Raw genomic sequence first — 26,234 nt, 5'->3', positions numbered from 1 at the left:
TTTGCGGACAGCCGTGGGGAGAGAGGGCCTGGGCCATGGACCGTGGCAGCGAGCGGGACACAGTTCCCGGGCGCGGCGCCGGCGACGTCGCGGCGGGCCGGATTCCGCTGGCCGTGGTCGTCGTCGACCGCGCCGGGCTGGTGTCCCACTGGAGCAGCGGCGCGCGGCGCATGTTCGGCGTGCGCCGGGAGGACGCGGTGGGCCGCATGGCGGCCGACCTGCTGCCGGTCTCCGGCACCCTCCCGGACGACCCGCCGGCCGACGGGCTGCCCGCCGACGCGATGACGGCCGACGCGATGACGGCCGACTTCGCGGCGTACGACCCCGTGGCGTACGACGGACACGGCCCCGGCCTGGAGACCTCGCTCGGCGGGTCCACCGGCTACGCCACCGCGGGCCGCGCCCGGCTCTGCCCGCCCGGGCAGCCGTCCGGCGACGAGCGGCTCGACGTGCTGTGGTGGGCCTACCCGCTGGTCGGCCCCGGACCCTCCCGGCTGCTCGTGCTCGCCGCCGACGCCACCCGGCTGCGCGACGAACGCGGCTACGACGACGAGACCGCCGAGCGCATCTCGCCCGGCTTCGCCCGCCACACCGAACTGCCCGCCTCCGAGGAACTCGAACGGCGCCTGCCCGACATCCTGCCCAACATGGGCCCCGGACTCAGCGCCCGGATCGTCGCCCAGGTCCTCGAACTCGGCTACCCGGTCCTGGAGTTCAGCCAGTTCGAGCGGGTCCCCGTGAGCCCGGACTGGGGCGTGCCCCGCCGTCCCGGGCGCAGCCGCGCCGCGGCGGCCGGGCCCGCCGCGGCCCTCGTACCCCCGCAGCGGGCGGCGGCCCTGGTCCCGACCGGCGCGGAGGAGGACCTGGAGTACGCCGCCGTCCGCGAGCGGCTGGAGTTCCTCAACGAGGTCAGCTCCCGCATCGGCTCCTCCCTGGACCTCGGCGAGACCATCCGCGAGGTCACCAGCGCCGCCGTACCCCGGTTCGCGGACTTCGCCGGCACCCATCTGCGCGCCGCGGTGCTGGCCGGCGAGGGCTTCCCGGACGGCCCGCCGGACGCCACCACCATGATGTTCCGCGTCTGGGTCGAGCACAACGACGAACCGGGCCGCTGGGACGACACCGTGCCCGTCGGCGAGGCCTTCGCCTTCCCCGAGCACACGCCGTTCTACCAGTGCATGGTCACCGGCGAACCCGTCCTCGTCCCGCGGGTCACCGAGGAGCTGTCCGAGCGGATCTCCGGCGAGTTCGAGAAGCGCGACCTCCGTCCGCTCATCGGCGGCCGGTCCCTGCTGATCGTCCCGCTCAAGGCACGCAACGTCGTCCTCGGCTTCATGGTGCTCATGCGCCGCCCCGACCGGCCGCAGTTCGACGACATGGACCGCACCACCGGCGCCGAACTCGCCGCCCGCGCGGGCCTCGTGCTCGACAACGCCCGCATGTACACCTACCAGGAGAACGTCGCCGACACCCTCCAGGACAGCATGCTGCCCCGGGTCGCCCCGCGGATGGCCGGCTGTGACATCGCCACCCGCTACCTGCCCGGCACCCGGCTCGGCCGGATCGGCGGCGACTGGTTCGACACCATCAAGCTGTCCGGCTCCCGTACCGCCCTCGTCGTCGGCGACGTGATGGGGCACGGCCTCAACTCGGCCGCCATGATGGGCCAGTTGCGCACGGCCGTACAGACCATGGCCGCCATGGAGACCCCGCCCGCCCAGCTGCTGCGCAACCTGGACGACCTGGCCCGCAGGCTCGGCGACAGCTACCTCGCCACCTGCCTGTACGCGGTCTACGACCCGATCCGCGGCGACCTGACCCTCGCCAACGCCGGCCACATCCCGCCCGTGCTGGTGCGCGCCGAGGACGGCGGCAGCGAGCTCCTGGACCTGCCCACCGGTGCCCCGATCGGCGTCGGCGGGGTCCCGTTCGAGGCCATCCGGGTCAGGGTCCGGTCCGGCGACCGCCTGGTGCTGTGCACCGACGGCCTGGTCGAGGTGCGCGGCACCGACATCGGCGAGGGCCTCGCCGCCCTCTGCGAGTCCGCCGCCCACCCCGCGGCCTCCATGGACGACGCCTGCGACACCATCATCCGCGCCCTCAACACACACGGCGGACGCAAGGACGACGTCGCCCTGCTCATGGCCCGCCTCAACGGCATCCCCGACGACCACGTCGCCGAGTGGCGGCTCGACCCCGACCCGCGCGAGGTGGCGCGCGCCCGCCGCCTGGTCCGCGAGCGGCTGCTCGACTGGGGCCTGCCGCAGGCCGTGGAGACGGCCGAACTGCTGGTCAGCGAGGTCGTCACCAACGCCGTCCGGCACGCCGGCAGCGAGCGGATCGGGCTGCGGGTGGTCCGCACCGACGCGCTGCTGTTCGAGGTCACCGACGACGAACCCGCCCTGCCCGCCATGCTGAGCGCCCGCCCGTACGACGACGCGGGCCGTGGACTGCGCGTGGTGAGCCGGCTGGCCCGGGAGTGGGGCGCCAGCGCCACCGGCCACCGGAAGACCGTCTGGTTCGAACAGGCCCTCCCCATCTCGTGAAGACATCCGCCCGACTCTTGCCCTCGGCCCCGAGACCGCGATATCCCGATCACGGAATCGAACCGTGGGGAGATCGTATGAACGTCTCGGAGAACTACCGCAACGCGTGGGAGAGTTACTGGAGCGAGACCTCCGACGCCCGGGGCGAGGCGATATGGGACTCCGATCCCGCCCTGAGCGCCGCGCCGCACTGCGAACTGCTCCTGCCGCACGCCGACCCGGACCGGACCATCGTCGACCTCGGCTGCGGCAACGGCACCCAGACCCGCTACCTGGCCACCCGGTTCGCCCACGCCGTCGGCGTCGACCTCTCGCAGGCCGCCGTCGAGCACGCCCGCCGCGCCGCGGACGGGGCCACCGTCGAGTTCCAGCAGCTCGACCTCACCGACACCGACGCCGTCCGCGCCCTGCACCACAAGCTCGGCGACGTCCACGTCTACATGCGGGCAGTGATCCACCAGAGCGAACCGGCCGCGCGGCCCGCCGTGGCCGCCGCCGTCGCCGAGCTGATCGGCGCCGAGGGACGCGCCTTCGTGGTCGAACTCACCTCCGCCTCCCGGGAGGTCCTGCAGCGGGCCGCGTCCGAGCCGGGCGGCCCGGGCCCCAAGCTCCGGCGCGTCTTCCACCACGGCCTCAAGCCCGCCGACGCCCCCGACGACGAGATCCCGCTCCTGCTCGCCGGGGCCGGCCTCACCGTCCTGGCCGAGGGCGGGACGGCGGTGCCGCAGACCGAGCACCTCGCGGACGGCACTCGGATCGACCTGCCGGCCCACTGGTACGTCCTCGGCAGGGCCTGACCGGAACCCCGGGCCGCTTCCCCGGCGCGGTCGTAGCCTGGCCGCCGCTCGGCGCGTAACGTGACGAAGCATGAAGATCCTCATCAGTGCCGACATGGAGGGTGCCACCGGCGTCACCTGGCCTGCCGACGTGCTGCCGGGGACGCCGCAGTGGGAGCGGTGCCGGTCGATGTTCACCTCGGACGTGAACGCCGCCGTGGAGGGCTTCTTCGACGGCGGGGCGGAGCGCGTCCTGGTCAACGAGGCCCACTGGACCATGCGCAACCTGCTCCTGGAGCGGCTGGACGAGCGGGTCGAGATGCTCACCGGCCGGCACAAGGCGCTGTCCATGGTGGAGGGCGTCCAGCACGGTGACGTCGACGGCATCGCGTTCGTCGGCTACCACGCGGGCGCCGGCATGGAGGGTGTCCTCGCCCACACCTACCTCGCGAACCAGATCACCGGGGTGTGGCTGAACGACGTCCGGGCCAGCGAGGGTCTGCTCAACGCACACGTCGTCGCCGAGTACGGGGTCCCCGTCGTCCTCGTCACCGGCGACGACGTGGCGTGCGAGGACGCCCTCGGCTATGCGCCGGAGGCACTGAAGGTGGCCGTCAAGGACCATGTGTCGCGGTACGCGGCCGTGTGCCGGACACCGGCGAGGACCGCGGCCGACATCCGCGCGGCGGCCAAGGAGGCGGCCCGGCTGGCGGTCCGTCACGCGCCGGTCGAGGCGGGGCCGTTCACGGTGGCCGTCGAGTTCGACGCCGAGCACCTCGCGATGGCCGCCACCGTCGTCCCCGGCGTGGCGCGGACCGGGGAGCGGAAGGTGGCCTACACCAGCGCCACCATGTACGAGGGGATCAGGACGTTCAAGGCGGTCACCACGATCGCCTCTGCCGCCGTGGAGGAGCAGTATGGCTGACCAGCAGGCCGACGAACTGGCCCTGGCCGAGGTCGTGGAGTTCACCTCCGGCCTGATCCGCATCGACACCACCAACCGCGGCGGCGGCGACTGCCGGGAGCGGCCCGCCGCCGAGTACGCGGCCGAGCGGCTGGCCGGGGCGGGCCTGGAACCGCTGATGCTGGAGCGCACCACGGGCCGCACCAACGTGGTGGCCCGGATCGAGGGCACCGACCCGTCCGCCGACGCGCTGCTGGTCCACGGCCATCTCGACGTCGTGCCCGCCGAGGCCGCCGACTGGCGGGTCCACCCCTTCTCCGGCGAGGTCCGGGACGGTGTGGTGTGGGGGCGCGGGGCGGTCGACATGAAGAACATGGACGCGATGATCCTGGCGGTCGTCCGGTCCTGGGCCCGGCAGGGCGTACGGCCCCGCCGCGACCTCGTCATCGCGTTCACCGCCGACGAGGAGGCCAGTGCCGAGGACGGCTCCGGGTTCCTCGCGGACCGGCACCCCGAACTCTTCGAGGGCTGCACGGAGGGCGTCGGCGAGTCGGGCGCCTTCACCTTCCACGACGGGTCCGGCCGGGAGATCTACCCGATCGCCGCGGGGGAGCGGGGCACCGCCTGGCTGAGGCTCACCGCGCGGGGCCGGGCCGGGCACGGCTCCAAGGTGAACCAGGAGAACGCGGTGACCCGGCTCGCCGCCGCCGTCACCCGCATCGGCGAGCACGAGTGGCCGCTCCGCCTCACCCCGACGGTGCGGGCCGCCCTCACGCGGCTCGCCGCGCTGTACGGCATCGACGCCGACCCCGCCGAGGCGGACCGCCTGCTGGAGAAGCTCGGCCCGGCCGCGCGGCTGGTCGAGGCGACCGTCCGCAACAGCGCCAACCCGACGATGCTCCAGGCCGGTTACAAGGTCAACGTCATCCCCGGCGAGGCGGTCGCCCACGTCGACGGACGCTTCCTGGCGGGCGGCGAGGAGGAGTTCACCGCCACGCTGGACGAGCTGACGGGCCCGGACGTCCAGTGGGAGTTCGAGCACCGCGAAGCGGCCCTCCAGGCACCCGTGGACACCCCCCTGTTCGCGCGGATGCGGGCCGCCGTCGAGGCGTTCGCACCCGAGGGGCACGTGGTGCCGTACTGCATGTCGGGCGGCACCGACGCCAAGCAGTTCTCCCGGCTCGGCATCACCGGCTACGGCTTCACCCCGCTGAAGCTGCCCCCGGACCTCGACTACCAGGCGCTGTTCCACGGCGTGGACGAACGGGTGCCCGTGGAGGCGCTGCAGTTCGGGGTCCGGGTGCTGGACCGCTTCCTGCGGACGGCGTAGCCGATGGCGGACGAGGTGCTGACGTCCCCGTACGGATCATGGCCCTCCCCGATCGACGCGGCGCTCGCCGCCGCGCACGACGGGCGCCCCGACTGGGTGGGGTTCGTCGGGGACGAGGTCTGGTGGACCGAGCCCCGGCCGGCCGAGGGCGGCCGGCGGGCGCTGGTACGGCGGACCGACCGGGGCGAGGAGACGGTGCTGCCCGCGCCGTGGAACGTGCGCAGCCGGGTCATCGAGTACGGCGGACGGCCCTGGACCGGGGAGGTGCGCGACGGCAGGCCGCTGGTCGTCTTCGTGCACTTCGCCGACCAGCGGCTGTACCGGTACGAACCCGGCGGCGAGCCCGTCCCGCTCACCCCCCTCTCCGCGCTGGGCGGCGGCCTGCGCTGGGCGGAGCCCCGGCTGGACCTCGCCCGCGGCGAGGTGTGGTGCGTGCTGGAGGAGTTCACCGGGGACGGCCCGGGCGAGGTGCGGCGGGTCCTGGCCGCCGTACCGCTGGACGGCTCGGCCGCCGGCGACCGCGGTGCCGTGCGCGAACTGCTCCCGCCCCGCCACCGGTTCGTCACCGGCGCCCGGCTCTCCCCGGACGGCCGGCGCGCCGCCTGGCTGGCCTGGGACCATCCGCGGATGCCGTGGGACGGGACGGAGCTGCTGGTCGCCGAGGTGACGGAGGACGGCCTGCTGAAGGACGCGCGGACCGTCGCCGGCGGACCGGACGAGGCCGTCGCCCAGGTCGAGTGGTCGGCGGACGGCCGGCTGTTGTACGCGAGCGACCGCAGCGGCTGGTGGAACCTCTACCGCGACGGCACCCCCCTCTGCCCGCGCGAGGAGGAGTTCGGCGGGCCGCTGTGGCAGCTCGGGCTGCGCTGGTTCGCGCCGCTGGACGACGGGCTCCTCGCGGTCGTCCACGGCCGCGGGCCGGCCGCGCTCGGCATACTCGACCCGGAGACCGGCGAGATCGTCGACGCCGCCGGGCCGTGGACGGAGTTCACCGCCACCCTCGCCACCCTCGGCGAGCGTGTCGTCGCGGTCGGCGCCGGCCCGCGCACCGCCCACGAGGTGGTCGAACTGGACACCGCCACCGGCCGCGCCCGTGTGATCGGCGCCCCGCACCGCGACCCCGTCGACCCGGCCCACTACCCGGAGCCGCGGACCCGCACCTTCCGCGGCCCGGACGGCCGCGAGGTGCACGCCCACCTCCACCCGCCGCACCACCCCGCCCGCACCGCACCCGACGGCGAGCTGCCGCCCTACGTCGTCTGGGCGCACGGCGGCCCCACCAGCCGGGCGCCGCTCGTGCTGGACCTCGCCATCGCCTACTTCACCTCCCGGGGCATCGGCGTCGCCGAGGTGAACTACGGCGGCTCCACCGGATACGGCCGGGCCTACCGGGAGCGGCTGCGCGAGCAGTGGGGCGTGGTCGACGTCGAGGACTGCGCCGCCGTCGCCCGCGCCCTCGCCGACGAGGGCACCGCCGACCCCGCCCGGCTGGCGATCCGCGGCGGCAGCGCCGGCGGCTGGACCGCCGCCGCCTCCCTGACCACGACCGACGTCTACGCCTGCGGCACCATCGTGTACCCGGTGCTCGACCTGGCCACCTGGGGCCCCGGCGAGACCCACGACTTCGAGTCCCGCTACCTGGAGTCGCTGGTCGGCCCGCTCGCCGAGGTCCCCGACCGGTACGCCGAACGCTCCCCGACCGCCCACGCCCACCGGCTCACCGCGCCCTTCCTGCTGCTCCAGGGCCTGGACGACGTCATCTGCCCGCCCGCCCAGTGCGCACGCTTCCTCGACCGGATCGCCGGCCGCGGAGTGCCGCACGCCTACCTCGCCTTCGAGGGCGAGGGGCACGGGTTCCGCCGGGCCGATACGATGATCCGCGCCCTGGAGGCCGAACTGTCCCTGTACGCCCAGGTCTTCCGGCTGGAACCGCAACCCCCGGTACCGAAGGTGGAGCTGACCCCGTGAACCCACTCGTCCGTCCGCGCCGGCTGGCCCCCGGCGCACGGGTCGCCGTCGTCGCCACCAGCGGGCCGGTACCCGAGGAACGGCTCCAGGCCGGCCTGGACGTGCTGCGCGGCTGGGACCTCGACCCGGTGGTCGGCCCCCATGTCCTGGACCGCCACCCCGGGTTCGACTACCTCGCCGGCACGGACGCCGACCGCGCCGCCGACTTCCAGAACGCCTGGTGCGACCCCGCCGTGGACGCCGTGCTGTGCGCCCGCGGCGGCTACGGCGCCCAGCGCATGGTCGACCTGCTCGACTGGGACGCCCTGCGGGCCGCCGGGCCCAAGGTCTTCGTCGGCTTCAGCGACCTCACCGTGCTGCACGAGGCCATCGCCACCCGCCTGGGCCTGGCCACGCTGCACGGGCCGATGGCGGCCGGCATCGACTTCGTCAAGAACGCCCGCGCCCAGGACCACCTGCGGGCCACGCTCTTCGCCCCCGAGACGGTCCGCACGATCACCTCCGGCGGCACACCCCTGGTGTCCGGCCGGGCCCGCGGCACCACCCTCGGCGGCTGCCTCTGCCTGCTCGCCGCGGAACTCGGCACCCCGCACGCCCGGCCCTCCGCCCGCGGCGGACTGCTCTGCCTGGAGGACGTGGGCGAGAAGACGTACCGGCTGGACCGGTACCTCACCCAACTCCTGCGCTCCGGCTGGCTGGACGGCGTACGCGGGGTGCTGCTCGGCTCCTGGCGGGGCTGCGCCGACCACACCGGGGTGCGGTCCCTGCTGGCCGACCGGCTGACCTCGCTCGGCGTCCCGGTCGTGGAGGACTTCGGATTCGGCCACTGCGACGGAGCGCTCACGATCCCCTTCGGGCTCGCGGCCGAACTCGACGCGGACGCGGCCACGCTGACCCTCGACGAGCCCGCCCTGCGCTGACGCCGTAGGCTGGCCGGATGCCGCACCCTCCGTCCCGGTACCTCGCCGAAGGGCCGCGCGTCGCCCTCCGCCCCTTCACCCCGCAGGACGGACCCGAGTTCACCGCGCGGGCCCGGGAGAGCAAGGACCTGCACCGGCCGTGGCTGTTCCCGCCGGACAGCGACGAGGCGTACGCCGACTACGCCGGCCGGCTCATCGCGGACCAGGACCGGGCCGGCTTCCTGGTGTGCGAGAAGGACGGCGGGGCCATCGCCGGCTTCATCAACGTCAACAACATCGTGCGGGGCGGCTTCCAGTGCGGCGCCCTCGGTTACGGCGCCTTCGCGCACGCGGCCGGACGGGGCCTGATGCGCGAAGCCCTGGAGCTGGTGATCGGGTACGCGTTCGGGCCGCTGGGCCTGCACCGGCTGGAGATCAACGTCCAGCCCGGCAACGCCGCCTCCATCGCCCTCGCCCGGGGCGCCGGCTTCCGCCTGGAGGGCTTCTCCCCGGACATGCTCTACGTCGACGGGGCCTGGCGCGACCACGAACGCTGGGCCCTGACCACCGAGATGCGCGACGGGGCGGCTCAGCCCCGCTGATCCACGTACTCGAAGACCGACCCGTCCGGGTGCACCGCCAGCAGACTGCGGCCCGCCGGGGTCGGCACCGGGCCCGCGACGACCCCGGCGCCCAGCTCGTCGAGCAGCCGGTGGGCCTCGTCCACGTCCTTCACGGCGATCGTCGCCGCCACCCTGCGCAGGACCTCCAGCTCCGACTCCGGGCCGCTCATCAACAGGAAGGAGCCGACCGCGGCGACCTCCACGTCACCGCGCCCGAAGCGCGAGGCTCTGCCGCCGGTCAGCCGCTCGTAGAAGGGGATCGCGGCTTCGAGGTCGTCGACGCAGATGCGCAGCGAGGCGCCCAGAATCTCCATGCGCACGAGCCTGGTTGGCGCCCGAGCCCACGCGCAGGCCCCGGGCGTTACCGACCGTGTCCGGCGGGTACCCGGAAGGCATGGACCGTTCTGAGCACCTGGAACATCTGGACAAGCACCTCGTCGAAGAGCTGGCTCAGGTGGCGCGCGAGACGGTACGCGACGAACTGCGCGAGCAGTCCCGCAAGCGGCGCCGCACGGCCGTGCTCTACGCCGCGTCGGGCGCCGTCGCGCTGTACGCGGGCGGCGCGCTGGCCCTCGCCGTGGGCCTGGCTCTGGCGGCCGGGCTGCCCGGCTGGGCCGCCGCACTGATCACCGCCGCGATCCTCGGTGCCGCGGCCTACCTCCTCCGCGGCCTGGCCCACTCCGGGCACCGCCGGCACACCCCGCACCCCCCGCACCACGTGCTGGGCGGCACCCCGCCGGCCACTCCGCCGACGGGCCTCGGCATGCCGTACCCGCCGATGCCGGAGACCCCGCCGGACACGCCGCACCACCGGGCCTGACTCCCGAAGGGCATAAAGAGGGGTGGGGCGGGGCAGCGGCCCCGCCCCACACCCGTTGCCCCTCATCCGCCGAGCTGCGGCAGCACCTTCGTCCGGTAGAAGTCGAAGAAGCCCCGCTGGTCCGGCCCGATCTGGTTCACGTACACCCGGTCGAACCCGGCGTCGGCGAACGCCCGCAGCGCCCCGACATGCGCGTCCACGTCGTCCCCGCACACCGTCTTCTCCCGCACCATGTCCTCGGTGACCAGCTCCTGCAGCTGCTCGAAGTGCCGGGGCGAGGGCAGCACCTGTCCCATCTCGCCGGGCAGCAGCTCGTTGTACCAGAGCTTGTGCACCGTACGGACACACGCGTCGCGGTCGGTGCCGTAGCAGACCTTCGTGCCGCCGCTGACCAGCTTGGTCCCGCCGCCGCCCTTGCGGAACCGGGTCACCATCTCCTCCTCCGGCATCATCGTGATGTAGCCGTCGCCCACGCGGGAGGCGAGCGCCGTCGCCTTGGGGCCGAAGCCGGAGATGTCGATGGGGACGGGTTCGTCGGGGACGGTGTAGAGGCGGGCGTTCTCCACGGTGTAGTAGGTGCCGTGGTGGTTGACCTCCTCGCCGGTGAACAGCCGGCGCATCACCTGGATCGACTCCTCCAGCATCTCCAGGCGCACGTGCAGCGGAGGCCAGCGGTCGCCGAGGATGTGCTCGTTCAGCGCCTCGCCGGTGCCCACGCCCAGCCGGAAGCGGCCCTCGGTCATCACCGCGCTGGTCGCGGCGGCCTGGGCCACGACCGCCGGGTGCGTGCGGACGGTCGGGCAGGTCACCGCCGTCTCGATGGGCAGCGACACCGCCTCCGACAGCGCCCCGATCACCGACCACACGAACGGGCTCTGCCCCTGCGCGTCGTTCCACGGATGGAAGTGGTCGGAGATCCACAGCGCCTGGAAACCGGCCTGTTCGGCCATCCGGGCCTGTTCGATCAGGGCAGCGGGGCTGTGCTCCTCGCTCGCCAGGAAATAGCCGTACTCGGGCATGGGAAAACCTCCGCGCGGGCGAAGCTCATGGGGGGTCCGATCCGGTCCCGGCCCGGGTAACCGGCGGCGACCGGGCGAAACGCCGGCACGGCGGGGCGCGGCGGCGAGGGTGTTCGGGTACCCGGACCGGCGGACGGGTGACCCGCCCGGCGTTTGGGTGCCCCGGCCCCGGTTACGCGGAAGACCTCGGACGAGCCACACCACCGGAGGCGCACCGTGAGCCGACCTCGCGTGGTGGTCATCGGCGCCGGTTTCGCCGGGTACCGGGCCGCCCGCACCCTGGCCCGGCTCACCCGGAACCGGGCCGACATCACCCTGCTGAACCCGACCGACTACTTCCTGTACCTGCCGCTGCTGCCGCAGGTCGCCGCCGGGGTCCTGGAGGCCCGGCGGGTCACCGTGTCGTTGCCGGGCACGCTGCGCGGGGTCCGCCTGGTGCTGGGCGAGGCGGACGGGGTCGACCTGGACGGGCGCACCGTCCACTACTCCGACCCCGAGGGCGGTGCCGGCAGCCTCGGCTACGACCGGCTGGTGCTGGCCGTCGGCAGCGTCAACAAGCTGCTGCCGATCCCCGGGGCCGCCGAGCACGCGCACGGCTTCCGCGGGCTGCCCGAGGCGCTGTACCTGCGCGACCACGTGATCCGCCAGGTGGAACTCGCCGCCGCCGAGAGCGACCCGGACAGGAGCGCCGCCCGGTGCACCTTCGTGGTGGTCGGCGCCGGCTACACCGGTACCGAGGTGGCCGCCCAGCTGCAGATGCTCACCGACCGGCTGGCCCGTCGGCACCCGCTGCCCGGCGGCGTGCGCCCCCGCTGGATGCTGCTGGACGTGGCCCCGCGCGTACTGCCCGAGCTCGACGAACGGCTCTCCCGCACCGCCGACCGGGTGCTGCGGGCGCGGGGTGTCGACGTACGGATGGGCACCTCGGTGAAGGAGGCCACCCGGGACGGGGTGCTGCTCACCGACGGGGAGTCCGTCGCCTCCCGGACCCTGGTGTGGTGCGTGGGGGTACGGCCCGACCCGCTGGTGGAGACCGTCGGGCAGCCGCTGGAACGCGGACGGCTGATCGTGGACCCGTATCTGCAACTGCCCGGCCGCACCGACGTGTTCGCCTGCGGGGACGCGGCAGCCGTGCCCGACCTGGAGCGCCCCGGGGAGTTCACCCCCATGACGGCCCAGCACGCCTGGCGGCAGGGCCGGGTGGCCGGGGAGAACGTGGCCGGCTCGCTCGGCCTCGGCCGGCGCCGGCGCCCGTACCGCCACCGTGACCTGGGCTTCGCCGTCGACCTGGGCGGGGCCCGGGCCGCGGCCAACCCGTTCGGCATCCCGCTGTCGGGCCCGGCGGCCGGCGCCGTCACCCGCGGCTACCACTTGGCCGCGATGCCCGGCAACCGCATCCGGGTCACCGCCGACTGGCTGCTGGACGCCCTCCTTCCGCGCCAGGGCGTCCAGTTGGGCCTCGTGCGGTCCTGGTCGGTGCCGTTGGACACGGCCTCACCGGAACTGGCGCGGGTACCGGACGGCTCACAGCGTCCGTCCGTCCAGGCAGGAGAAGAGCCCATGACACACGAGTCGACACACAGGCCGGAACCGGGACGGCGGACGGCCGCCGAGCCGGGGAAGAACCAGCCGGCCGGCGAACCGGCGAAGAACCAGCCGGGCGGGGAACCGGCGAAGAACCAGCCGGGCGGGGAACCGGCGAAGAGCCGGGGCGGCGGGGAGCACGCCGCGGGCGGCCCGGGCCATCCGGCGCCCGGACCCGTCAAGCGCACCGACACCCCCGACCCCGCGGACCGCGACTGAGGCGCGACACAGCGCCACGAGACAGAGGAGATCCATGAAGACCGACGAACTCGCCGAACTGGGCCAGCAGCTGCGCGTGGACAGCGTGCGGGCGTCCGCCGCCGCGGGATCCGGACACCCCACGTCCTCGATGTCCGCCGCCGACCTGGTGGCCGTCCTGCTCGCCCACCACCTCCGCTACGACTTCGAGCGCCCCGACCACCCCGCGAACGACCGGTTCGTGCTGTCCAAGGGACACGCCTCGCCGCTGCTGTACGCCGCGTACAAGGCGGCCGGCGCGATCGAGGACGGCGAACTGGTCACCTTCCGCAAGATCGGCAGCCGGCTGGAGGGACATCCGACGCCCCGCCGCCTGCCCTGGGTGGAGACGGCCACCGGCTCGCTCGGCCAGGGCCTGCCCGTCGGCGTCGGCATCGCGCTCGCCGGGAAGCGGCTGGACCGCACCGGCTACCGGGTGTGGGTGGTGTGCGGCGACAGCGAGATGGCGGAGGGCTCCGTGTGGGAGGCCGCCGAACACGCCGGCCACGAGAAGCTCGACAACCTGATCGTCATCGTCGACGTCAACCGGCTCGGCCAGCGCGGCCCCACCCGGCACGGCCACGACCTGGACGCCTACGCCCGCCGCTTCCGGGCCTTCGACTGGCACACCATCGAGATCGACGGCCACGACGTCGACGCCATCGACCGGGCCTACGGGGAAGCGCTCTCCACCACCGGGCAGCCCACCGTGATCCTCGCCCGCACCCTGAAGGGGAAGGGCGTGGCCGCCGTGGAGGACCGCGAGGGCCTGCACGGCAAGCCGCTGCCCGAGGCCGAGGACGCCATCGCCGAACTCGGCGGTCAGCGCGACCTGCGCGTGCGGGTGTCGGAGCCGCAGGCCGCCGCCGCGCTGCGCTCCCTCACCACCGAGGTCGTCCGGCTGCCCCGCTACGACCAGGGCGACGAGGTCGCGACCCGGGACGCCTTCGGCACGGCCCTCGCGGCGCTCGGCACCGCCCGCGGCGACGTCGTCGCGCTGGACGGCGAGGTCGGCGACTCCACCCGCACCGAGGAGTTCGCCAAGGCGCACCCCGACCGGTTCTTCGAGTGCTACATCGCCGAGCAGCAGCTCGTCGCCACGGCGGTCGGCATGGCCGCGCGCGGCTGGCTGCCGTACGCCTCCACGTTCGCCGCGTTCCTCACCCGCGCCCACGACTTCGTGCGGATGGCCTCCATCAGCGGCTCCGGCCTCAACCTGGTCGGCTCGCACGCCGGTGTCGCGATCGGGCAGGACGGCCCCTCACAGATGGGCCTGGAGGACCTCGCGATGTTCCGGTCCGTGTACGGCTCGACCGTGCTGTACCCCTGCGACGCCAACCAGACCGCCCGGCTGGTCGCGGCCATGGCCGGCCTGGAGGGCATCCGCTACCTGCGCACCTCCCGCGGCAAGACCCCGGTGATCTACGGCCCCGACGAGGAGTTCCCCGTCGGCGGCAGCAAGACACTGCGTTCCAGTGACGAGGACCGGCTGACGGTCGTCGCGGCCGGGGTGACCGTCCCCGAGGCGCTGGCCGCCGCCGACCGGCTCGCCGCCGACGGCATCCGGGTGCGGGTGATCGACCTGTACTCGGTCAAGCCCGTCGACGCCGCGACCCTGCACCGGGCCGCGGAGGACACCGGCTGCCTGCTCACCGTCGAGGACCACCACCCGGAGGGCGGCCTCGGGGACGCCGTCGCGGAGGCGTTCGGCGACGGCCGCCCCACGCCCCGCCTGGTCCGGCTCGCGGTGCGCACCATGCCGGGCTCCGCCGCGCCCGACGAGCAGCTGCACGCGGCCGGCATCGACGCCGTGGGCATCACGGCGGCGGCCAGGCTGCTGGTGGAGGAGGCGGTCGTGCGATGAGCCGCGGCGACGCGCGGACCCTGCGGGCGGGCCGCCGCACGGTGGAGATCCAGCGGCCGGGGAAGGTGCTCTTCCCCGGCGGCGGGGGCGCGAAGGAGTACACCAAGGGCGACCTCGCCGACTACTACCGGTCCGTCGCGCCGTACATGCTGCCGCACCTGCGGGGCCGCCCGCTGATGCTGGAGCGGTATCCGGACGGCCTGGACGGCCAGCGCTTCCTGCAGAAGAACACCCCGGACCACTACCCGGAGTGGATCACCCGTGCCGAGCTGGCGAAGGAGGGCGGCACCGTCACGCACGTCGTCTGCGACGACACCGCCACCCTCCTGTACCTCGCCGACCAGGCCTGTGTCACCCTGCACCGCTGGCTGTCCCGCACCGACCGGGCCGGCGGCCCCGACCACCCCGACCGGCTGGTCTTCGACCTCGATCCGGCCGGCGACGACTTCGCCGAGGTCCGGGACGCGGCCCGCTGGATGCGCGAGCTGCTGGACGAGCTGGGCCTGCCCGCGGCACCCATGACCACCGGCTCGCGCGGACTGCACCTCGTCGTCCCGCTGGACGGCCGCGACGACTTCGACGAGGTGCGGCGGTTCGCCCACGACGTCGCCGGGCTGGCCGCCTCCCGGCACCCCGACCGGCTCACCACAGCGGCCCGCAAACAGGACCGGGCGGACCGCCTCTACCTGGACGTGCAGCGCAACGGCTACGCCCAGACCGCCGTCGCCCCCTACACCGTCCGGGGCCGCCCGGGCGCCCCGGTCGCCGTGCCCCTAGCCTGGAAAGAGGTGGACGATCCGGCACTGGACGCCCGCCGGTGGAGCATCGCCGACGCCGTCGACCAGGCCCGCACCGAGCCGTGGGGCGACCTGCCCCACCGTGGCCGCTCCCTGGCCCCCGCCCGACGCCGTCTCGATGACTTGCGCTCCTGAGGTTTGGCCAAGGGAGGAACGGCCACACGCAGGGGAGAGGTGGCCATGTCGAACACAAACAGCACTTCGGATTCACAGAGTTCACAGAAAGCACAGGACTCTCAGCACTCCAAGAACTCCGACAACACGCACGACACGCAGGGCGGAACCCGCCGTGAGGCGAAGAGCCGGCGGCCGACCCCCATGGAGGTGCTGCGCCAGGCGCGCAGCCAGCTCGCCGAGCTCACCGGACTCACCCCCGAGTCCGTGTCCTCTTTCGAGGAGACCGAGGACGGCTGGGCCCTGGAGGTCGAGGTCCTGGAACTCGCCCGGGTCCCGGACACGATGAGCCTGATGGCGAGCTACCAGGTCGAGCTGGACCCGGACGGCCAGCTGACCGGGTACCGGCGTGTCCGCCGCTACGAACGCGGCAGGGCCGATGCGCGCGGTGGCCGCTGAGCCACGGCGTGTGCTTCCCGCCCACGCGGACCGTGCACCCACTACGCAGGAGGAGGAATCGCCGGCATGACTGTTGTTCCGGCACAGCAGACCGGAGGCGGAGGCGGCAGCAGCGGCCTCTACGACGTACTTGAGCTGGTCCTGGACCGGGGGCTCGTGATCGACGCGTTCGTCCGCGTCTCCCTGGTCGGCATCGAGATCCTGAAGATCGACGTCCGGGTCGTCGTGGCCAGCGTCGACACCTATCTGCGCTTCGCCGAGGCCTGCAACCGCCTGGACCTGGAGTCGGGCCCGCACAAGAACCCCGGCCTGCCCGACCTCGTGGGCGAGATCACCGAGTCCGGTGCCCGCGGCAAGTCCAAGGGCGCGCTGTCCGGCGCCGCGCAGACCATATCCGACGCCTTCAACCAGGCGCGCCAGGAAGGGGAGACCGAGGACAGGCCGCGCCGTAAGGCCCCGGCGCGCCGTAAGGAGGAGCAGGAGTGAGCACCTACGTCTACGGGATCACCGCCCGGTCCCACCCGGCGCTGCCCGAGGGGATGACCGGGGTGGGAGAGCCGCCGCGCACCGTCCGCGTGCTCACCGCGGGTGACCTGGCCGCCGTCGTCAGTGACGCGCCGGAGGACCTGCGCCCCAAGCGCCGGGATCTGCTCGCACACCAGAACGTGCTCGCCGAGGTGGGCGCGGGCGGCTGTGTGCTGCCGATGCGGTTCGGCAGCGTCGCCGACGACGACGCCGCCGTCACCCAGGTGCTCACCGAGCGGACCGAGCACTACCTGGAGCGGCTGCGCGAGCTGGACGGCAAGGTCGAGTACAACGTCAAGGCCACGCACGTCGAGGAGGCCGTCCTGCACCTCGTGATGGCCGAGAACGCGGACGTCCGCTCCCTCGCCGAGGCCAACCGCAGGGCGGGCGGTGGCAGCTACGACGACAAGATCCGCCTGGGTGAGATGGTCGCCTCCGCCGTGAAGGCCAGGGAGGCCGAGGACGCGCAGCAGGTGCAGGGGCTGCTCGCACCGGCCGCCGCCGCCGTCAGCGTGGGCCCCGAGTCCACCGGCTGGCTGCTGAACGTGTCGTTCCTGGTGGACCGGAGCACGGCCGAGGAGTTCCTCGCCACCGCCGAGCAGATTCGCAAGAGCCACCCCCATCTGGAGCTGAAGGTCAACGGGCCGTTGCCGCCGTACAGCTTCGTCGAGCCCGGCCCGGCGCAGCCCGCCGGCAGCACGGCGGGTGCGGACGCCGACGCGCAGTAGCGCTCTCGGCCCGGACGGAAAAGGAGAACGCCATGGGACTGATCGGCGAAGTGCTGATGCTGCCGTTCGCGCCCGTGCGCGGCAGCGCGTGGGCCATCAGACAGGTGCTCCGCGAGGCGGAACGGATCTATTACGACCCCGCCACCGTACGGGCCGAACTCGCCCGCCTGGAAGAGCAGTTGGAGGCCGGCGAGATCACCGCGGAGGAGTTCGACCAGCGCGAGGACGAACTTCTCGACCGGCTGGAGACCACGATGCGCTCCGGCGACACCACAGGCAACGGGACGTGATATGAACCGAACCGCACTGGGCCTCGCCGTAGGGGCCGGATACATGCTCGGACGTACCAAGAAACTGAAAATGGCCCTCGCGGTCGGCTCCCTGGTGGCGGGGAAGAAGCTGAACCTCAGCCCGCGCATGCTCGCGGACCTGGTGAACCAGCAGCTGAAGAACAATCCGCAGTTCAAGGAGATCGGCGACCAGTTGCGCCAGGACCTGCGGGGCGTCGGCAAGGCCGCTACCGGCGCGGTCGCCGAACGGCAGATCAGCGCGCTCGCCGACCGGCTGCACGGCCGCACGGCGCAGGTGCGCGACCAGCTGTCCGGCGTCGCGGCGTCCGGGGCCGACGAGGAGCCGGACGAGGAGGACGGCGCGGAGGACGGCTCTCGGGAGTCCGCCGGCGACCGTGACGAGGAGCGCCGCGGAAGGAAGCCGCGGGACGACCGGTCGCGCGACGAGGAGCCGGCCCGGAAGGCTCCGGCGAAGAAGACGGCGGCCAAGAAGGCCGCGGCCAAGAAGACGGCTCCCGCGAAGAAGACGGCGGCCAAGAAGACGAACGCGGCCCGCAAGACGGCCGCGAAGAAGACGGCTTCGGCTGGGGACGCGGGCTCCGGCGCCGCCTCCCGGCAGTCGAAAGGCGGCGATGACCGATGACCGACACCCTCGGATCCGCCACCTCGGCGGCCGGCAAGGCCACGGGGGCCGCCACGGGCGGCCCGCTGAGCGGCCTCGCGCACAGTGAGGCGGCCGACCGGCTGAAGGAGGAAGTACAGGAGTACCTGTCCGCGCAGGCGCAGCGCATGCTGACGGGGCTCGGCCGCAAGCTCGGCGAGACCACCGTCAAGCTCAACGACATCGCCGAGGGCAACAGCCCGGGCTTCGCCAAGCTCGCGCTCGAAGGCGGGCGCAAGCTCGCCGAGGGCAAGGGCCCCGTGCGCTCCGCCGTGGAACTGGGCGCCTCGCGCGCCAAGGAGAACGTGATGGGTGCGCTGAAGAGCCTCGGCGGCGGCAAGGGCAAGAAGGGCGGCGCCGGCAAGAAGCCCATGGTCATCATGGAGTCCGTCGACGTGGGCGTACCGCTGCGTACCGCCTACGACCAGTGGACCCAGTACCAGTCCTTCTCCTCCTTCGCCAAGGGAGTCAAGAGCGCCGGCCGCGCCGACGACACCCACTCCGACTGGCAGGCGAAGATCTTCTGGTCCAGCCGGAGCTGGAAGGCCAAGACGACCGAGCAGATCCCGGACTACCGCATCCAGTGGACCTCGGAGGGCGCCAAGGGCACCACCAAGGGCGTGGTCTCCTTCCACCGGCTGGAGGAGAACCTCACCCGGGTGCTGCTGGTCATGGAGTACTACCCGACCGGCCTCTTCGAGAAGACCGGCAACATCTGGCGCGCCCAGGGCCGCCGGGCCAGGCTGGACCTGAAGAACTTCGCCCGCTTCATCACCCTCAAGGGCGAGGCGGAGGACGGCTGGCGCGGGGAGATCCGCGACGGCGAGGTGGTCCGCAGCCACGAGGACGCCGTCGAGGCCGAGGAGGCCGAGGAGGCCGAGGAGTCGGAGGAGTCGGAGGAACAAGCTCCGGACCAGCCCGAGGAAGAGGAAGAGGGCGAAGAAGAAGGCGCGGAAGAGGGCGAAGAGGAGGACGAAGACGAGGAAGGAGAGGAAGAGGCCTGGGAAGAGGCACCGGAGGCGGAGGCCCAGGAGGAGCCCGACGAGGACGAGTACGACGAGGACGGCTCCTACGAGGACGAGTACGAGGACGAGGACGAGGAAGGCCAGGAGGCCGAGGAGGAGAACGGCGAGGGAGGCGAGGAGGGCGACGACGAGCAGTACGAGGACGAGTACGAGGAAGAGGAGCCTGAGTACGCCGAGCGCGGGAGCCGTCGATGACGAGCCGCTTCCCCGAAGCCGGCCGGTTCCCCGAGCCCTACGGCCAGGGCTCGGGGGCCAACCTCGCGGACATCCTGGAGCGCGTGCTCGACAAGGGTGTCGTCATCGCGGGTGACATCAGGATCAACCTGCTCGACATCGAACTGCTCACCATCAAACTGCGGCTCATCGTCGCCTCCGTCGACAAGGCCAAGGAGATGGGGATCGACTGGTGGGAGACCGATCCCGCGCTCTCCTCCCGGGCCCGCCGGGACGAGCTGACCCGGGAGAACGCCGAGCTGCGCGAACGCCTCGCGCGGCTGGAGGAGCTGGAACCGGGCCGCGCCCCGAAGGAGGCACCATGACAGGACTGCGGTACGTGTACGCCGTCTGCCGCCCCTTCCGGACACCGCTGCAGGCCCAGCTGAGGGGCGTCGCGGGCGCCCCGGCGGCGCTGCTGCACCACCACGGGCTGGTCGCGGTCGTCAGCACGGTCCCGGAGGCGGACTTCTGCGAGGAGGCGCTGAAGGCCCATCTGGAGGACCTGGACTGGCTGGCCGCGACCGCCCGCGCCCACCAGGGGGTGGTCGACGCGCTCACCACGGTCACCACCCCGCTGCCGTTGCGGCTCGCGACCGTCTTCCGTGACGACAGCGCCCTCCGGTCGATGATCGAGGGCCGCGAGGACGACTTCCGGCGGCTGCTCGACCGGCTGGACGGCCGGGTCGAGTGGGGCGTGAAGGTGTATCTGGAACCCGAGCCCGAGCCCGCGCGGGCCGAGCCCGCCGCGGCGGCGCGGCCCGTCAGCGGGCGGGACTACCTGCGCAGCCGGCGCGAGCGCAGCCACGCGCAGGAGGAGAGGTGGCAGCGGGCCGAGCGGTTCGCCCACTCCCTGCACGGACGCCTCGCCGAACGGGCCGAGGACGTCCGGTTGCACCGCCCGCAGAACGCCGCGATCTCCGGCTCCCCGGGACAGAACGTGCTCAACGCCGCCTATCTGGTGCCGCGAGCCCATTCCGAGGAATTCGTGGAACTCGTGGACCGGACGAAGGACGAGGCACCGGGAATCAGGGTGGAACTCACCGGCCCGTGGGCCGCGTACTCGTTCTCCGGTGAGGAATCCGGTGAGGAACCCGGGGCGCAGGACGGTGCGGAGGCAGCAGCGGAATCCGGAACGGGACCGGGGGAGGAGCGGTGACCGTAGTCGAGCGCCGCGAGATCGCGCTGGTCGACCTGCTGGACCGGCTGCTGGCCGGCGGAGTCGTCATCACCGGGGACATCACCCTGCGCATCGCGGACGTCGACCTGGTCCGCATCGACCTCAACGCACTGATCAGCTCCGTGAACGCGCAGGTACCGTCGCCCTTCGAGGAGCTCGCATGACCGCCCAGAGCCGGCGCAAACGCCTCGACCTGGAACCCGACACCGTCGAACGCGACCTGGTGAAGCTCGTGCTCACCGTGGTCGAGCTGCTGCGCCAGCTCATGGAGCGGCAGGCGGTGCGCCGCTTCGACACGGGTGACCTGACCGAGGAGCAGGAGGAGCGGATCGGGCTCACCCTGATGCTGCTGGAGGAGCGGATGGCCGAGCTGCGGGACCGGTACGGCCTGCGGCCCGAGGACCTCAACCTGGACCTCGGGCCGCTCGGACCGCTGCTCCCCCGCGACGGGGCCTAGGACGGGGCCCAGCGCGGGGGACCGCTCACCACCTGTACCAGCGCCCCCTGCCGCCGCCCGCCGTCGTACCGCGGACGAGGAAACCCAGCAGCCACAGGACGAGCACCGCCAGGGCGATCCACCAGAGGATCTTCAACGCGAATCCGGCGCCGAAGAGAATCAGCACCAGAAGCAGTACCAGCAGGATGGGAACCATAGTGTGAACCTCCTGCGGTAAGGGTTTCCCGAAATGTCCGGATCAGCCCTGTTCGATCAGGCTTCTTTCCGGCACAGGATCTCTCCGTGCAGGACCGCGAACCAGCCGTCCTCCCGCCCACCCCATTCCCGCCAGGCCTCCGCCACCGCCCGCAGCTGCTCCGCCGTCGCGTGGCCCCCCTGCGTGGCCCGCTCCGCGTACGCGGAGGCGACCGTGCGGTCCGCCCACAGGCCGCTCCACCAGGCCCGCTCCTCAGGGGTGGCGAACGTCCACGTGCTGGAGGTCGAGGTGACCTCCGTCAGCCCGGCCGCCCGCGCCCACGCCGTCAGCCGGCGCCCGGCGTCGGGTTCCCCGCCGCCCGCCCGGGCCACCCGCTCGTACAGGTCCAGCCAGTCGTCCAGGCCGGGCACCGCCGGATACCAGGTCATCGCCGCGTAATCCGCGTCCCGTACGGCGATGAACCCGCCGGGCCGCGTCACCCGGCGCATCTCCCGCAGGGCCCGCACGGGGTCGCCCACGTGCTGGAGCACCTGGTGGGCGTGGACCACGCAGAAGCTGTCGTCCGGGTAGTCCAGGCCGTTGACGTCGGCCACCGCGAAGTCCACGTTCGTCACGCCCCGGGCGGCGGCGGTGGCCCGGGCCTGATCCAGGACGCCGGGCGCCCGGTCGACGCCGGTGACATGGCCGTCGGGGACCAGGGCCGCCAGGTCGGCGGTGATCGTGCCGGGCCCGCAGCCGATGTCCAGGACGCGCATGTGGGGCTTCAGCGCGCCGAGCAGATACGCCGCGGAGTTGGCGGCGGTGCGCCAGGTGTGCGAACGCAGCACCGACTCGTGGTGCCCGTGCGTGTAGACGGCGGTCTCCTGCGCTTTCGGCATGGCTGTACCCTTTCACCCTCGGAGGCGGACCGGACGGAGCCGTCCGCCGGTACGGGGCAACGGTACGCGCGCATGCCGAATGATGAGATGGGCGTATTGGAATGTGGACTGACGTGACGTCAGGAGAGCTCCCTGGCGGCGTCTCCGACCGGGTGTCAGAACGTCAGCGGGCGGTAGACCGTCAACGTCTCCGGCAGTTTCTCCAGCAGCATCTCGCCCGAGACGTCGGTGACCTCGCCGTCGTAGGCCAGCGGGGTGCCCGGGGTGATGCCGGTCAGCCGCAGCCGGTTCACCTGCACCGCCGCGTGGCCGGGGGAGCGGGTCAGCGGGCCGGCCAGGGCCGCGGCGAGCAGCCGCAGCGCGGGCCGGCGGCTGCCGTGCACCACCCGCACGTCCAGCAGACCGTCCGCCAGATCGGTACGCCGGCCCGGCGCGAGACCCATGCGGTGGTAGACGCCGTTGCCGACGAACAGCAGCCACAGGGGCCGCCGTCCACCGCCCGCCTCCACCTCCAGCGGATGCCGGTCGGCGCGCAGCACGCGCAGCGCGCCGAGCACCCCGGCCGGCCAGCCGCCGATCCGGGAGGACCAGCGCTCGCGCGCCCGCACCAGCTCCGGGTACACGCCCAGGCTCAGCGTGTTGAGGAACAGGCCGCTGGTGCCGCGGGTGGTGAACCGGCCGGCGTCCACCCGGACCGCCTCACCGTGCCGGATCGCATGGGCCAGCCGGCGTTCGTCCTCCACGCCGAGGTCGTAGGCGAAGTGGTTGAGGGTGCCGCCCGGCAGCACCGCGAGCGGCAGGCCGTGCCGCAGGGCGACCTGCGCCGCCGCGTTCACCGTGCCGTCGCCGCCGCACACCCCCAGCACCCGTGCCCGGGCCGCCGCCTTCTCCAGCTCCTCCCCGACCTCCTCCGGCGCGCACTCGACGATCTCCGCCTGCGGCAGCGCGTCGTGCAGCGCCCGCACCCGCTCCGCGGTCCCCGACGCCCGGTTGGCGACCATCACCAGCCCCTCGCCCTCCGGCAGCGCGGGGGCCTCGGTCCGCGGCCGGGCGGGCCGCCGTACCTGGGTGCGGGCCGGCACCAGGCGTCGTACCAGGAAGGCGGCGCCCGCGCCGAGCGCCGCCCCCGCCAGCACGTCGCTCGGGAAGTGCACGCCCGTGTACACACGGGACGCCGCCACCGAGAACGCGACCGGCGCCACCGCCGCCCCCCAGGCCGGGGACTCCAGGGCCACACCGGTCGCGAAGGCCGCAGCGGACGCCGCGTGCCCGGACGGGAACGACGTGGTGATCGGCTGCCGCTTCAGCTGCCGCACCAGCGGCACCGGGTCCAGCTCGGGCCGGGCGCGGCGCACCGAGCGCTTGCCGAGCGTGTTGATGGTCAGCGAGGCCACGGCGAGCGAGGCCACCCCACGCGCCGCCGCCCGGCGGGCCCTGGGCGTACGGCTCGCGGCCATCGCGGCGGCCGTCGCGAACCACAGCACACCGTGGTTCGCGCTGCGGCTCAGACGCGGCAGGACGTGCTCGGCGCCGGGCCAGCGCCAGGCGGCGGCCGCCTCGAACAGCCGGCCGTCGAGATCGAGGAGCTTGCGCAGCGGGGTGCGGGCGGCGGTCGCGGCCGGCGTCAGGTCCAGGTCTGGGCTCATGGGGTGCGGTTACCCTGAAGTGCCCGTTTCTTGTGTCCCGGGGCGCCGGCCGCCGGCGCGGGAGGAGAACCCGGATGCGCCTGCTGCTCGTCCGCCACGGTCAGACCCCGTCCAACGTGGACCACCTGCTGGACACCGCGGTGCCCGGCCCCGGGCTGACCCCGCTCGGCGAGGCGCAGGCCGCCGCGCTGCCCTAGGCGCTCGCCGGTGAGGACGTCGAGGCGCTCTACGCCTCCACCCTGGTCCGCACCCAGCTGACCGCCGCCCCGCTGGCCGCCGCCCGAGGCCTGGACGTGACCGTGCGCGCCGGCATCCGCGAGCTGTCCGCAGGCGACCTGGAGATGCTGCCCGGGGACAGCCCGCAGGGCCGGGTGTACCTGCGGACGGTGTTCGCGTGGGCGGCCGGCGACACCGCGCTGCGCATGCCCGGCGGGGAGAGCGGCGAGGAGGCCCTCGGCCGGTTCGACACCGTCGTCGCCGAGGCCGCCGCGAGCGGGGCCCGGGCCGTCGCCATGGTCGGCCACGGTGCCGCGATCCGCGTGTGGACCGCCGCCCGCGCCCACAACGTCGACGTCTCCTTCGCCGCCGCCCGCCCCCTGCAGAACACCGGCGTGGTCATCCTCGAAGGCTCCCCCTCCGACGGCTGGAAGGCCGTGTCCTGGGAGGGCGCCACGGTGGAACCGGCGGGCGAGAGCGGCCCGGCGGGCGAGGCGCTGGGCGCGGCCGGCCGGCCGGGCGCGGGCGGCGGCCCCGCATAGCGGTTTGCCCGGGGCACGGGTCGGCCCGGAGAATGCCTGCTCATGGGACATCTGGAAGCCGCGCACCTGGAGTACTTCCTCCCCGACGGGAGGGCGCTGCTCGGCGACGTGTCCTTCCGGGTCGGGGAAGGCGCCGCCGTCGCGCTGGTCGGCCCGAACGGCGCGGGCAAGACGACGCTGCTGCGACTGGTCTCCGGCGAGCTGAAACCGCACGGCGGCACCGTCACCGTCAGCGGGGGACTCGGCGTGATGCGCCAGTTCGTCGGCTCCGTACGGGACGAGACGACCGTCCGGGACCTGCTCGTCTCCGTCGCGCCGCCCCGCATACGCGAGGCGGCGCAGGCGGTCGACGCGGCCGAGCACCTCATCATGACCGTCGACGACGAGGCCGCCCAGCTGCGGTACGCGCAGGCCCTCGCCGACTGGGCCGAGGTCCGCGGCTACGAGGCCGAGACGCTGTGGGACATGTGCACCACCGCCGCGCTCGGCGTGCCCTACGAGCGCGCCCAGTGGCGCCAGGTCCGCACCCTCTCCGGCGGTGAGCAGAAACGGCTCGTGCTGGAGGCGCTGCTGCGCGGCACCGACGAGGTGCTGCTGCTGGACGAGCCGGACAACTATCTCGACGTGCCCGGCAAGCGGTGGTTGGAGGAGCAGCTCCGGCAGACCCGGAAGACGGTCCTGTTCGTCTCCCACGACCGGGAACTCCTCTCCCGCGCCGCGCAGAAGATCATCTCCGTGGAGCCCGGCCCGGCCGGCGCCGACGCCTGGGTGCACGGCGGCGGCTTCGCCACCTACCACGAGGCCCGCCGCGAACGCTTCGCCCGCTTCGAGGAGCTGCGCCGCCGCTGGGACGAGAAGCACGCCCAGCTGAGGAAGCTCGTCCTCACACTCCGCCAGGCCGCCGCCGTCAGCCACGAACTCGCCTCCCGCTACCAGGCCGCCCAGACCCGGCTGCGCAGGTTCGAGGAGGCCGGCCCGCCGCCGGAGCCGCCCCGGGAGCAGGACATCACCATGCGCCTGAAGGGCGGCCGTACCGGCGTACGGGCCGTCACCTGCGAGGCACTGGAGCTGACCGGCCTGATGCAACCGTTCGACCTGGAGGTCTTCTACGGCGAACGGGTCGCCGTCCTCGGTTCCAACGGCTCCGGCAAGTCCCACTTCCTGCGCCTGCTCGCCGGCGAGGACGTCGCGCACACCGGCAGGTGGAAGCTGGGCGCCCGGGTCGTACCCGGCCATTTCGCGCAGACCCACGCCCACCCCGGACTCCAGGGCCGCACCCTCCTCGACATCCTCTGGAAGGAACACGCCCAGGACCGGGGCGCCGCCATGTCCCGGCTGCGCCGCTACGAGCTCACCCAGCAGGCCGAGCAGAGTTTCGACCGGCTCTCCGGCGGCCAGCAGGCCCGCTTCCAGATCCTGCTGCTGGAGCTGCGCGGCGCCACCGCCCTGCTCCTGGACGAGCCCACCGACAACCTGGACCTGGAGTCCGCCGAGGCGCTCCAGGAGGGGCTGGAGGCCTTCGAGGGCACCGTTCTCGCCGTCACCCACGACCGCTGGTTCGCCCGCTCCTTCGACCGCTTCCTGGTCTTCGGCAGCGACGGCCGGGTCCGCGAGACCCCGGAGCCGGTCTGGGACGAACGGCGGGTGGAGCGGGCCCGGTAGCCCGGGTACGCGGAGGCCCGGGGCCCCGGATGTTCGTACAGTGGACTCAGGAACGCGAGCTCCTCGGATTCCTCC

Annotated in this window: 27 protein-coding genes and 1 pseudogene; 23 read left to right on the top strand and 5 right to left on the bottom strand. The window is 73.5% G+C overall.

What is annotated here, in order from left to right:
- Positions 1-35 precede the first annotated feature (35 nt).
- From ACZ7N4_RS13535 to ACZ7N4_RS13505, 7 genes are all read left to right on the top strand, one after another.
- Complete coding sequence (locus ACZ7N4_RS13535; RefSeq protein ID WP_471357579.1) at positions 36-2,546, top strand: SpoIIE family protein phosphatase; 2,511 nt, start codon at positions 36-38, stop codon at positions 2,544-2,546.
- A gap of 77 nt (positions 2,547-2,623) precedes the next feature.
- Positions 2,624-3,343, top strand: coding sequence for a methyltransferase domain-containing protein (locus ACZ7N4_RS13530; protein WP_471357576.1), 720 nt, complete (start codon positions 2,624-2,626; stop codon positions 3,341-3,343).
- A 70-nt stretch (positions 3,344-3,413) separates the two neighbouring features.
- Entirely contained in the window at positions 3,414-4,247 is an 834-nt protein-coding gene (locus tag ACZ7N4_RS13525; protein WP_471357574.1) for a M55 family metallopeptidase, read from the top strand.
- Positions 4,240-5,556: a M20/M25/M40 family metallo-hydrolase gene (locus ACZ7N4_RS13520; RefSeq protein ID WP_471357571.1), complete on the top strand. Its 1,317-nt coding sequence runs from the start codon at positions 4,240-4,242 to the stop codon at positions 5,554-5,556. Before ACZ7N4_RS13525 ends, ACZ7N4_RS13520 begins: the two co-directional genes overlap by 8 nt.
- A gap of 3 nt (positions 5,557-5,559) precedes the next feature.
- Positions 5,560-7,524 carry a S9 family peptidase gene (locus ACZ7N4_RS13515; RefSeq protein ID WP_471357568.1) on the top strand — a complete coding sequence of 655 codons (1,965 nt, stop codon included), beginning with the start codon at positions 5,560-5,562 and terminating at the stop codon, positions 7,522-7,524.
- A complete protein-coding gene (locus ACZ7N4_RS13510; RefSeq protein ID WP_471357566.1) occupies positions 7,521-8,444 on the top strand; it encodes a S66 peptidase family protein in 924 nt (307 codons plus the stop codon). The genes ACZ7N4_RS13515 and ACZ7N4_RS13510 overlap by 4 nt, the downstream gene beginning before the upstream one ends.
- A 17-nt stretch (positions 8,445-8,461) precedes the next feature.
- Positions 8,462-9,025 (top strand): GNAT family N-acetyltransferase, encoded by a 564-nt coding sequence (locus ACZ7N4_RS13505; protein WP_471357564.1) that lies wholly within the window; start codon positions 8,462-8,464, stop codon positions 9,023-9,025.
- Here ACZ7N4_RS13505 and ACZ7N4_RS13500 read toward each other — a convergent pair.
- Positions 9,013-9,360, bottom strand: a complete 348-nt coding sequence (locus ACZ7N4_RS13500) for a VOC family protein (RefSeq protein ID WP_471357562.1) — start codon at positions 9,358-9,360, stop codon at positions 9,013-9,015. The genes ACZ7N4_RS13505 and ACZ7N4_RS13500 overlap by 13 nt on opposite strands.
- A gap of 80 nt (positions 9,361-9,440) precedes the next feature.
- Between ACZ7N4_RS13500 and ACZ7N4_RS13495 the strand changes: the two genes are divergently transcribed.
- A complete protein-coding gene (locus ACZ7N4_RS13495; protein WP_471357559.1) occupies positions 9,441-9,866 on the top strand; it encodes a phage holin family protein in 426 nt (141 codons plus the stop codon).
- 62 nt (positions 9,867-9,928) lie between these two features.
- Here the strand turns inward: ACZ7N4_RS13495 and ACZ7N4_RS13490 are convergent, their stop codons facing one another.
- A complete protein-coding gene (locus ACZ7N4_RS13490; protein ID WP_471357556.1) occupies positions 9,929-10,885 on the bottom strand; it encodes an LLM class F420-dependent oxidoreductase in 957 nt (318 codons plus the stop codon).
- A gap of 234 nt (positions 10,886-11,119) precedes the next feature.
- Between ACZ7N4_RS13490 and ACZ7N4_RS13485 the strand changes: the two genes are divergently transcribed.
- The 13 genes from ACZ7N4_RS13485 to ACZ7N4_RS13425 all read left to right on the top strand — a co-directional run bounded on the left by ACZ7N4_RS13485 (position 11,120) and on the right by ACZ7N4_RS13425 (position 21,019).
- On the top strand, positions 11,120-12,688 hold the full coding sequence (locus ACZ7N4_RS13485) for an NAD(P)/FAD-dependent oxidoreductase (protein WP_471358004.1): 1,569 nt from the start codon (positions 11,120-11,122) through the stop codon (positions 12,686-12,688).
- Positions 12,689-12,722: 34 nt separating this feature from the next.
- Positions 12,723-14,570, top strand: a complete 1,848-nt coding sequence (locus ACZ7N4_RS13480) for a transketolase (protein ID WP_471357554.1) — start codon at positions 12,723-12,725, stop codon at positions 14,568-14,570.
- Entirely contained in the window at positions 14,567-15,502 is a 936-nt protein-coding gene (ligD, locus tag ACZ7N4_RS13475; RefSeq protein WP_471357551.1) for a non-homologous end-joining DNA ligase, read from the top strand. Before ACZ7N4_RS13480 ends, ligD begins: the two co-directional genes overlap by 4 nt.
- Positions 15,503-15,547: 45 nt before the next feature.
- Positions 15,548-15,940: a gas vesicle protein GvpO gene (locus ACZ7N4_RS13470; RefSeq protein WP_471357548.1), complete on the top strand. Its 393-nt coding sequence runs from the start codon at positions 15,548-15,550 to the stop codon at positions 15,938-15,940.
- Between the two features lie 66 nt (positions 15,941-16,006).
- Positions 16,007-16,426, top strand: a complete 420-nt coding sequence (locus tag ACZ7N4_RS13465; protein WP_471357545.1) for a gas vesicle structural protein GvpA — start codon at positions 16,007-16,009, stop codon at positions 16,424-16,426.
- A complete protein-coding gene (locus tag ACZ7N4_RS13460) occupies positions 16,423-17,193 on the top strand; it encodes a GvpL/GvpF family gas vesicle protein (protein WP_471357542.1) in 771 nt (256 codons plus the stop codon). Before ACZ7N4_RS13465 ends, ACZ7N4_RS13460 begins: the two co-directional genes overlap by 4 nt.
- A gap of 32 nt (positions 17,194-17,225) precedes the next feature.
- Complete coding sequence (locus ACZ7N4_RS13455; RefSeq protein WP_471357540.1) at positions 17,226-17,483, top strand: gas vesicle protein GvpG; 258 nt, start codon at positions 17,226-17,228, stop codon at positions 17,481-17,483.
- Between the two features lies 1 nt (position 17,484).
- Positions 17,485-18,126 carry a DNA primase gene (locus tag ACZ7N4_RS13450; RefSeq protein WP_471357537.1) on the top strand — a complete coding sequence of 214 codons (642 nt, stop codon included), beginning with the start codon at positions 17,485-17,487 and terminating at the stop codon, positions 18,124-18,126.
- Positions 18,123-19,364, top strand: a complete 1,242-nt coding sequence (locus tag ACZ7N4_RS13445) for an SRPBCC family protein (protein WP_471357534.1) — start codon at positions 18,123-18,125, stop codon at positions 19,362-19,364. The genes ACZ7N4_RS13450 and ACZ7N4_RS13445 overlap by 4 nt, the downstream gene beginning before the upstream one ends.
- Entirely contained in the window at positions 19,361-19,708 is a 348-nt protein-coding gene (locus tag ACZ7N4_RS13440; protein WP_471357532.1) for a gas vesicle protein, read from the top strand. Before ACZ7N4_RS13445 ends, ACZ7N4_RS13440 begins: the two co-directional genes overlap by 4 nt.
- The gene (locus ACZ7N4_RS13435; RefSeq protein ID WP_471357529.1) at positions 19,705-20,541 is read left to right on the top strand and encodes a GvpL/GvpF family gas vesicle protein; all 837 of its coding nucleotides are present in this window, start codon (positions 19,705-19,707) and stop codon (positions 20,539-20,541) included. The genes ACZ7N4_RS13440 and ACZ7N4_RS13435 overlap by 4 nt, the downstream gene beginning before the upstream one ends.
- Entirely contained in the window at positions 20,538-20,726 is a 189-nt protein-coding gene (locus ACZ7N4_RS13430; RefSeq protein ID WP_467923032.1) for a gas vesicle protein, read from the top strand. The genes ACZ7N4_RS13435 and ACZ7N4_RS13430 overlap by 4 nt, the downstream gene beginning before the upstream one ends.
- Complete coding sequence (locus tag ACZ7N4_RS13425; protein ID WP_471357525.1) at positions 20,723-21,019, top strand: gas vesicle protein K; 297 nt, start codon at positions 20,723-20,725, stop codon at positions 21,017-21,019. The genes ACZ7N4_RS13430 and ACZ7N4_RS13425 overlap by 4 nt, the downstream gene beginning before the upstream one ends.
- Before the next feature lie 25 nt (positions 21,020-21,044).
- Here the strand turns inward: ACZ7N4_RS13425 and ACZ7N4_RS13420 are convergent, their stop codons facing one another.
- The 3 genes from ACZ7N4_RS13420 to ACZ7N4_RS13410 form a co-directional block, all read right to left on the bottom strand.
- Positions 21,045-21,215, bottom strand: coding sequence for a hydrophobic protein (locus ACZ7N4_RS13420; protein WP_467923028.1), 171 nt, complete (start codon positions 21,213-21,215; stop codon positions 21,045-21,047).
- Positions 21,216-21,271: 56 nt separating this feature from the next.
- A complete protein-coding gene (locus ACZ7N4_RS13415; protein WP_471357522.1) occupies positions 21,272-22,093 on the bottom strand; it encodes a methyltransferase domain-containing protein in 822 nt (273 codons plus the stop codon).
- Positions 22,094-22,248: 155 nt separating this feature from the next.
- Entirely contained in the window at positions 22,249-23,739 is a 1,491-nt protein-coding gene (locus ACZ7N4_RS13410; protein ID WP_471357519.1) for a phosphatase PAP2 family protein, read from the bottom strand.
- 74 nt (positions 23,740-23,813) lie between these two features.
- Between ACZ7N4_RS13410 and ACZ7N4_RS13405 the strand changes: the two are divergent.
- Positions 23,814-24,497: pseudogene (locus ACZ7N4_RS13405) on the top strand (histidine phosphatase family protein).
- A gap of 42 nt (positions 24,498-24,539) precedes the next feature.
- Entirely contained in the window at positions 24,540-26,159 is a 1,620-nt protein-coding gene (locus ACZ7N4_RS13400; protein WP_471357517.1) for an ABC-F family ATP-binding cassette domain-containing protein, read from the top strand.
- Positions 26,160-26,234: the final 75 nt, after the last annotated feature.

Source organism: Streptomyces sp. NPDC107654 (assembly GCF_055639035.1).
The sequence above is the reverse complement of the archived record's forward strand: the minus strand, read 5'-3'. Positions and strand labels throughout refer to the sequence as shown.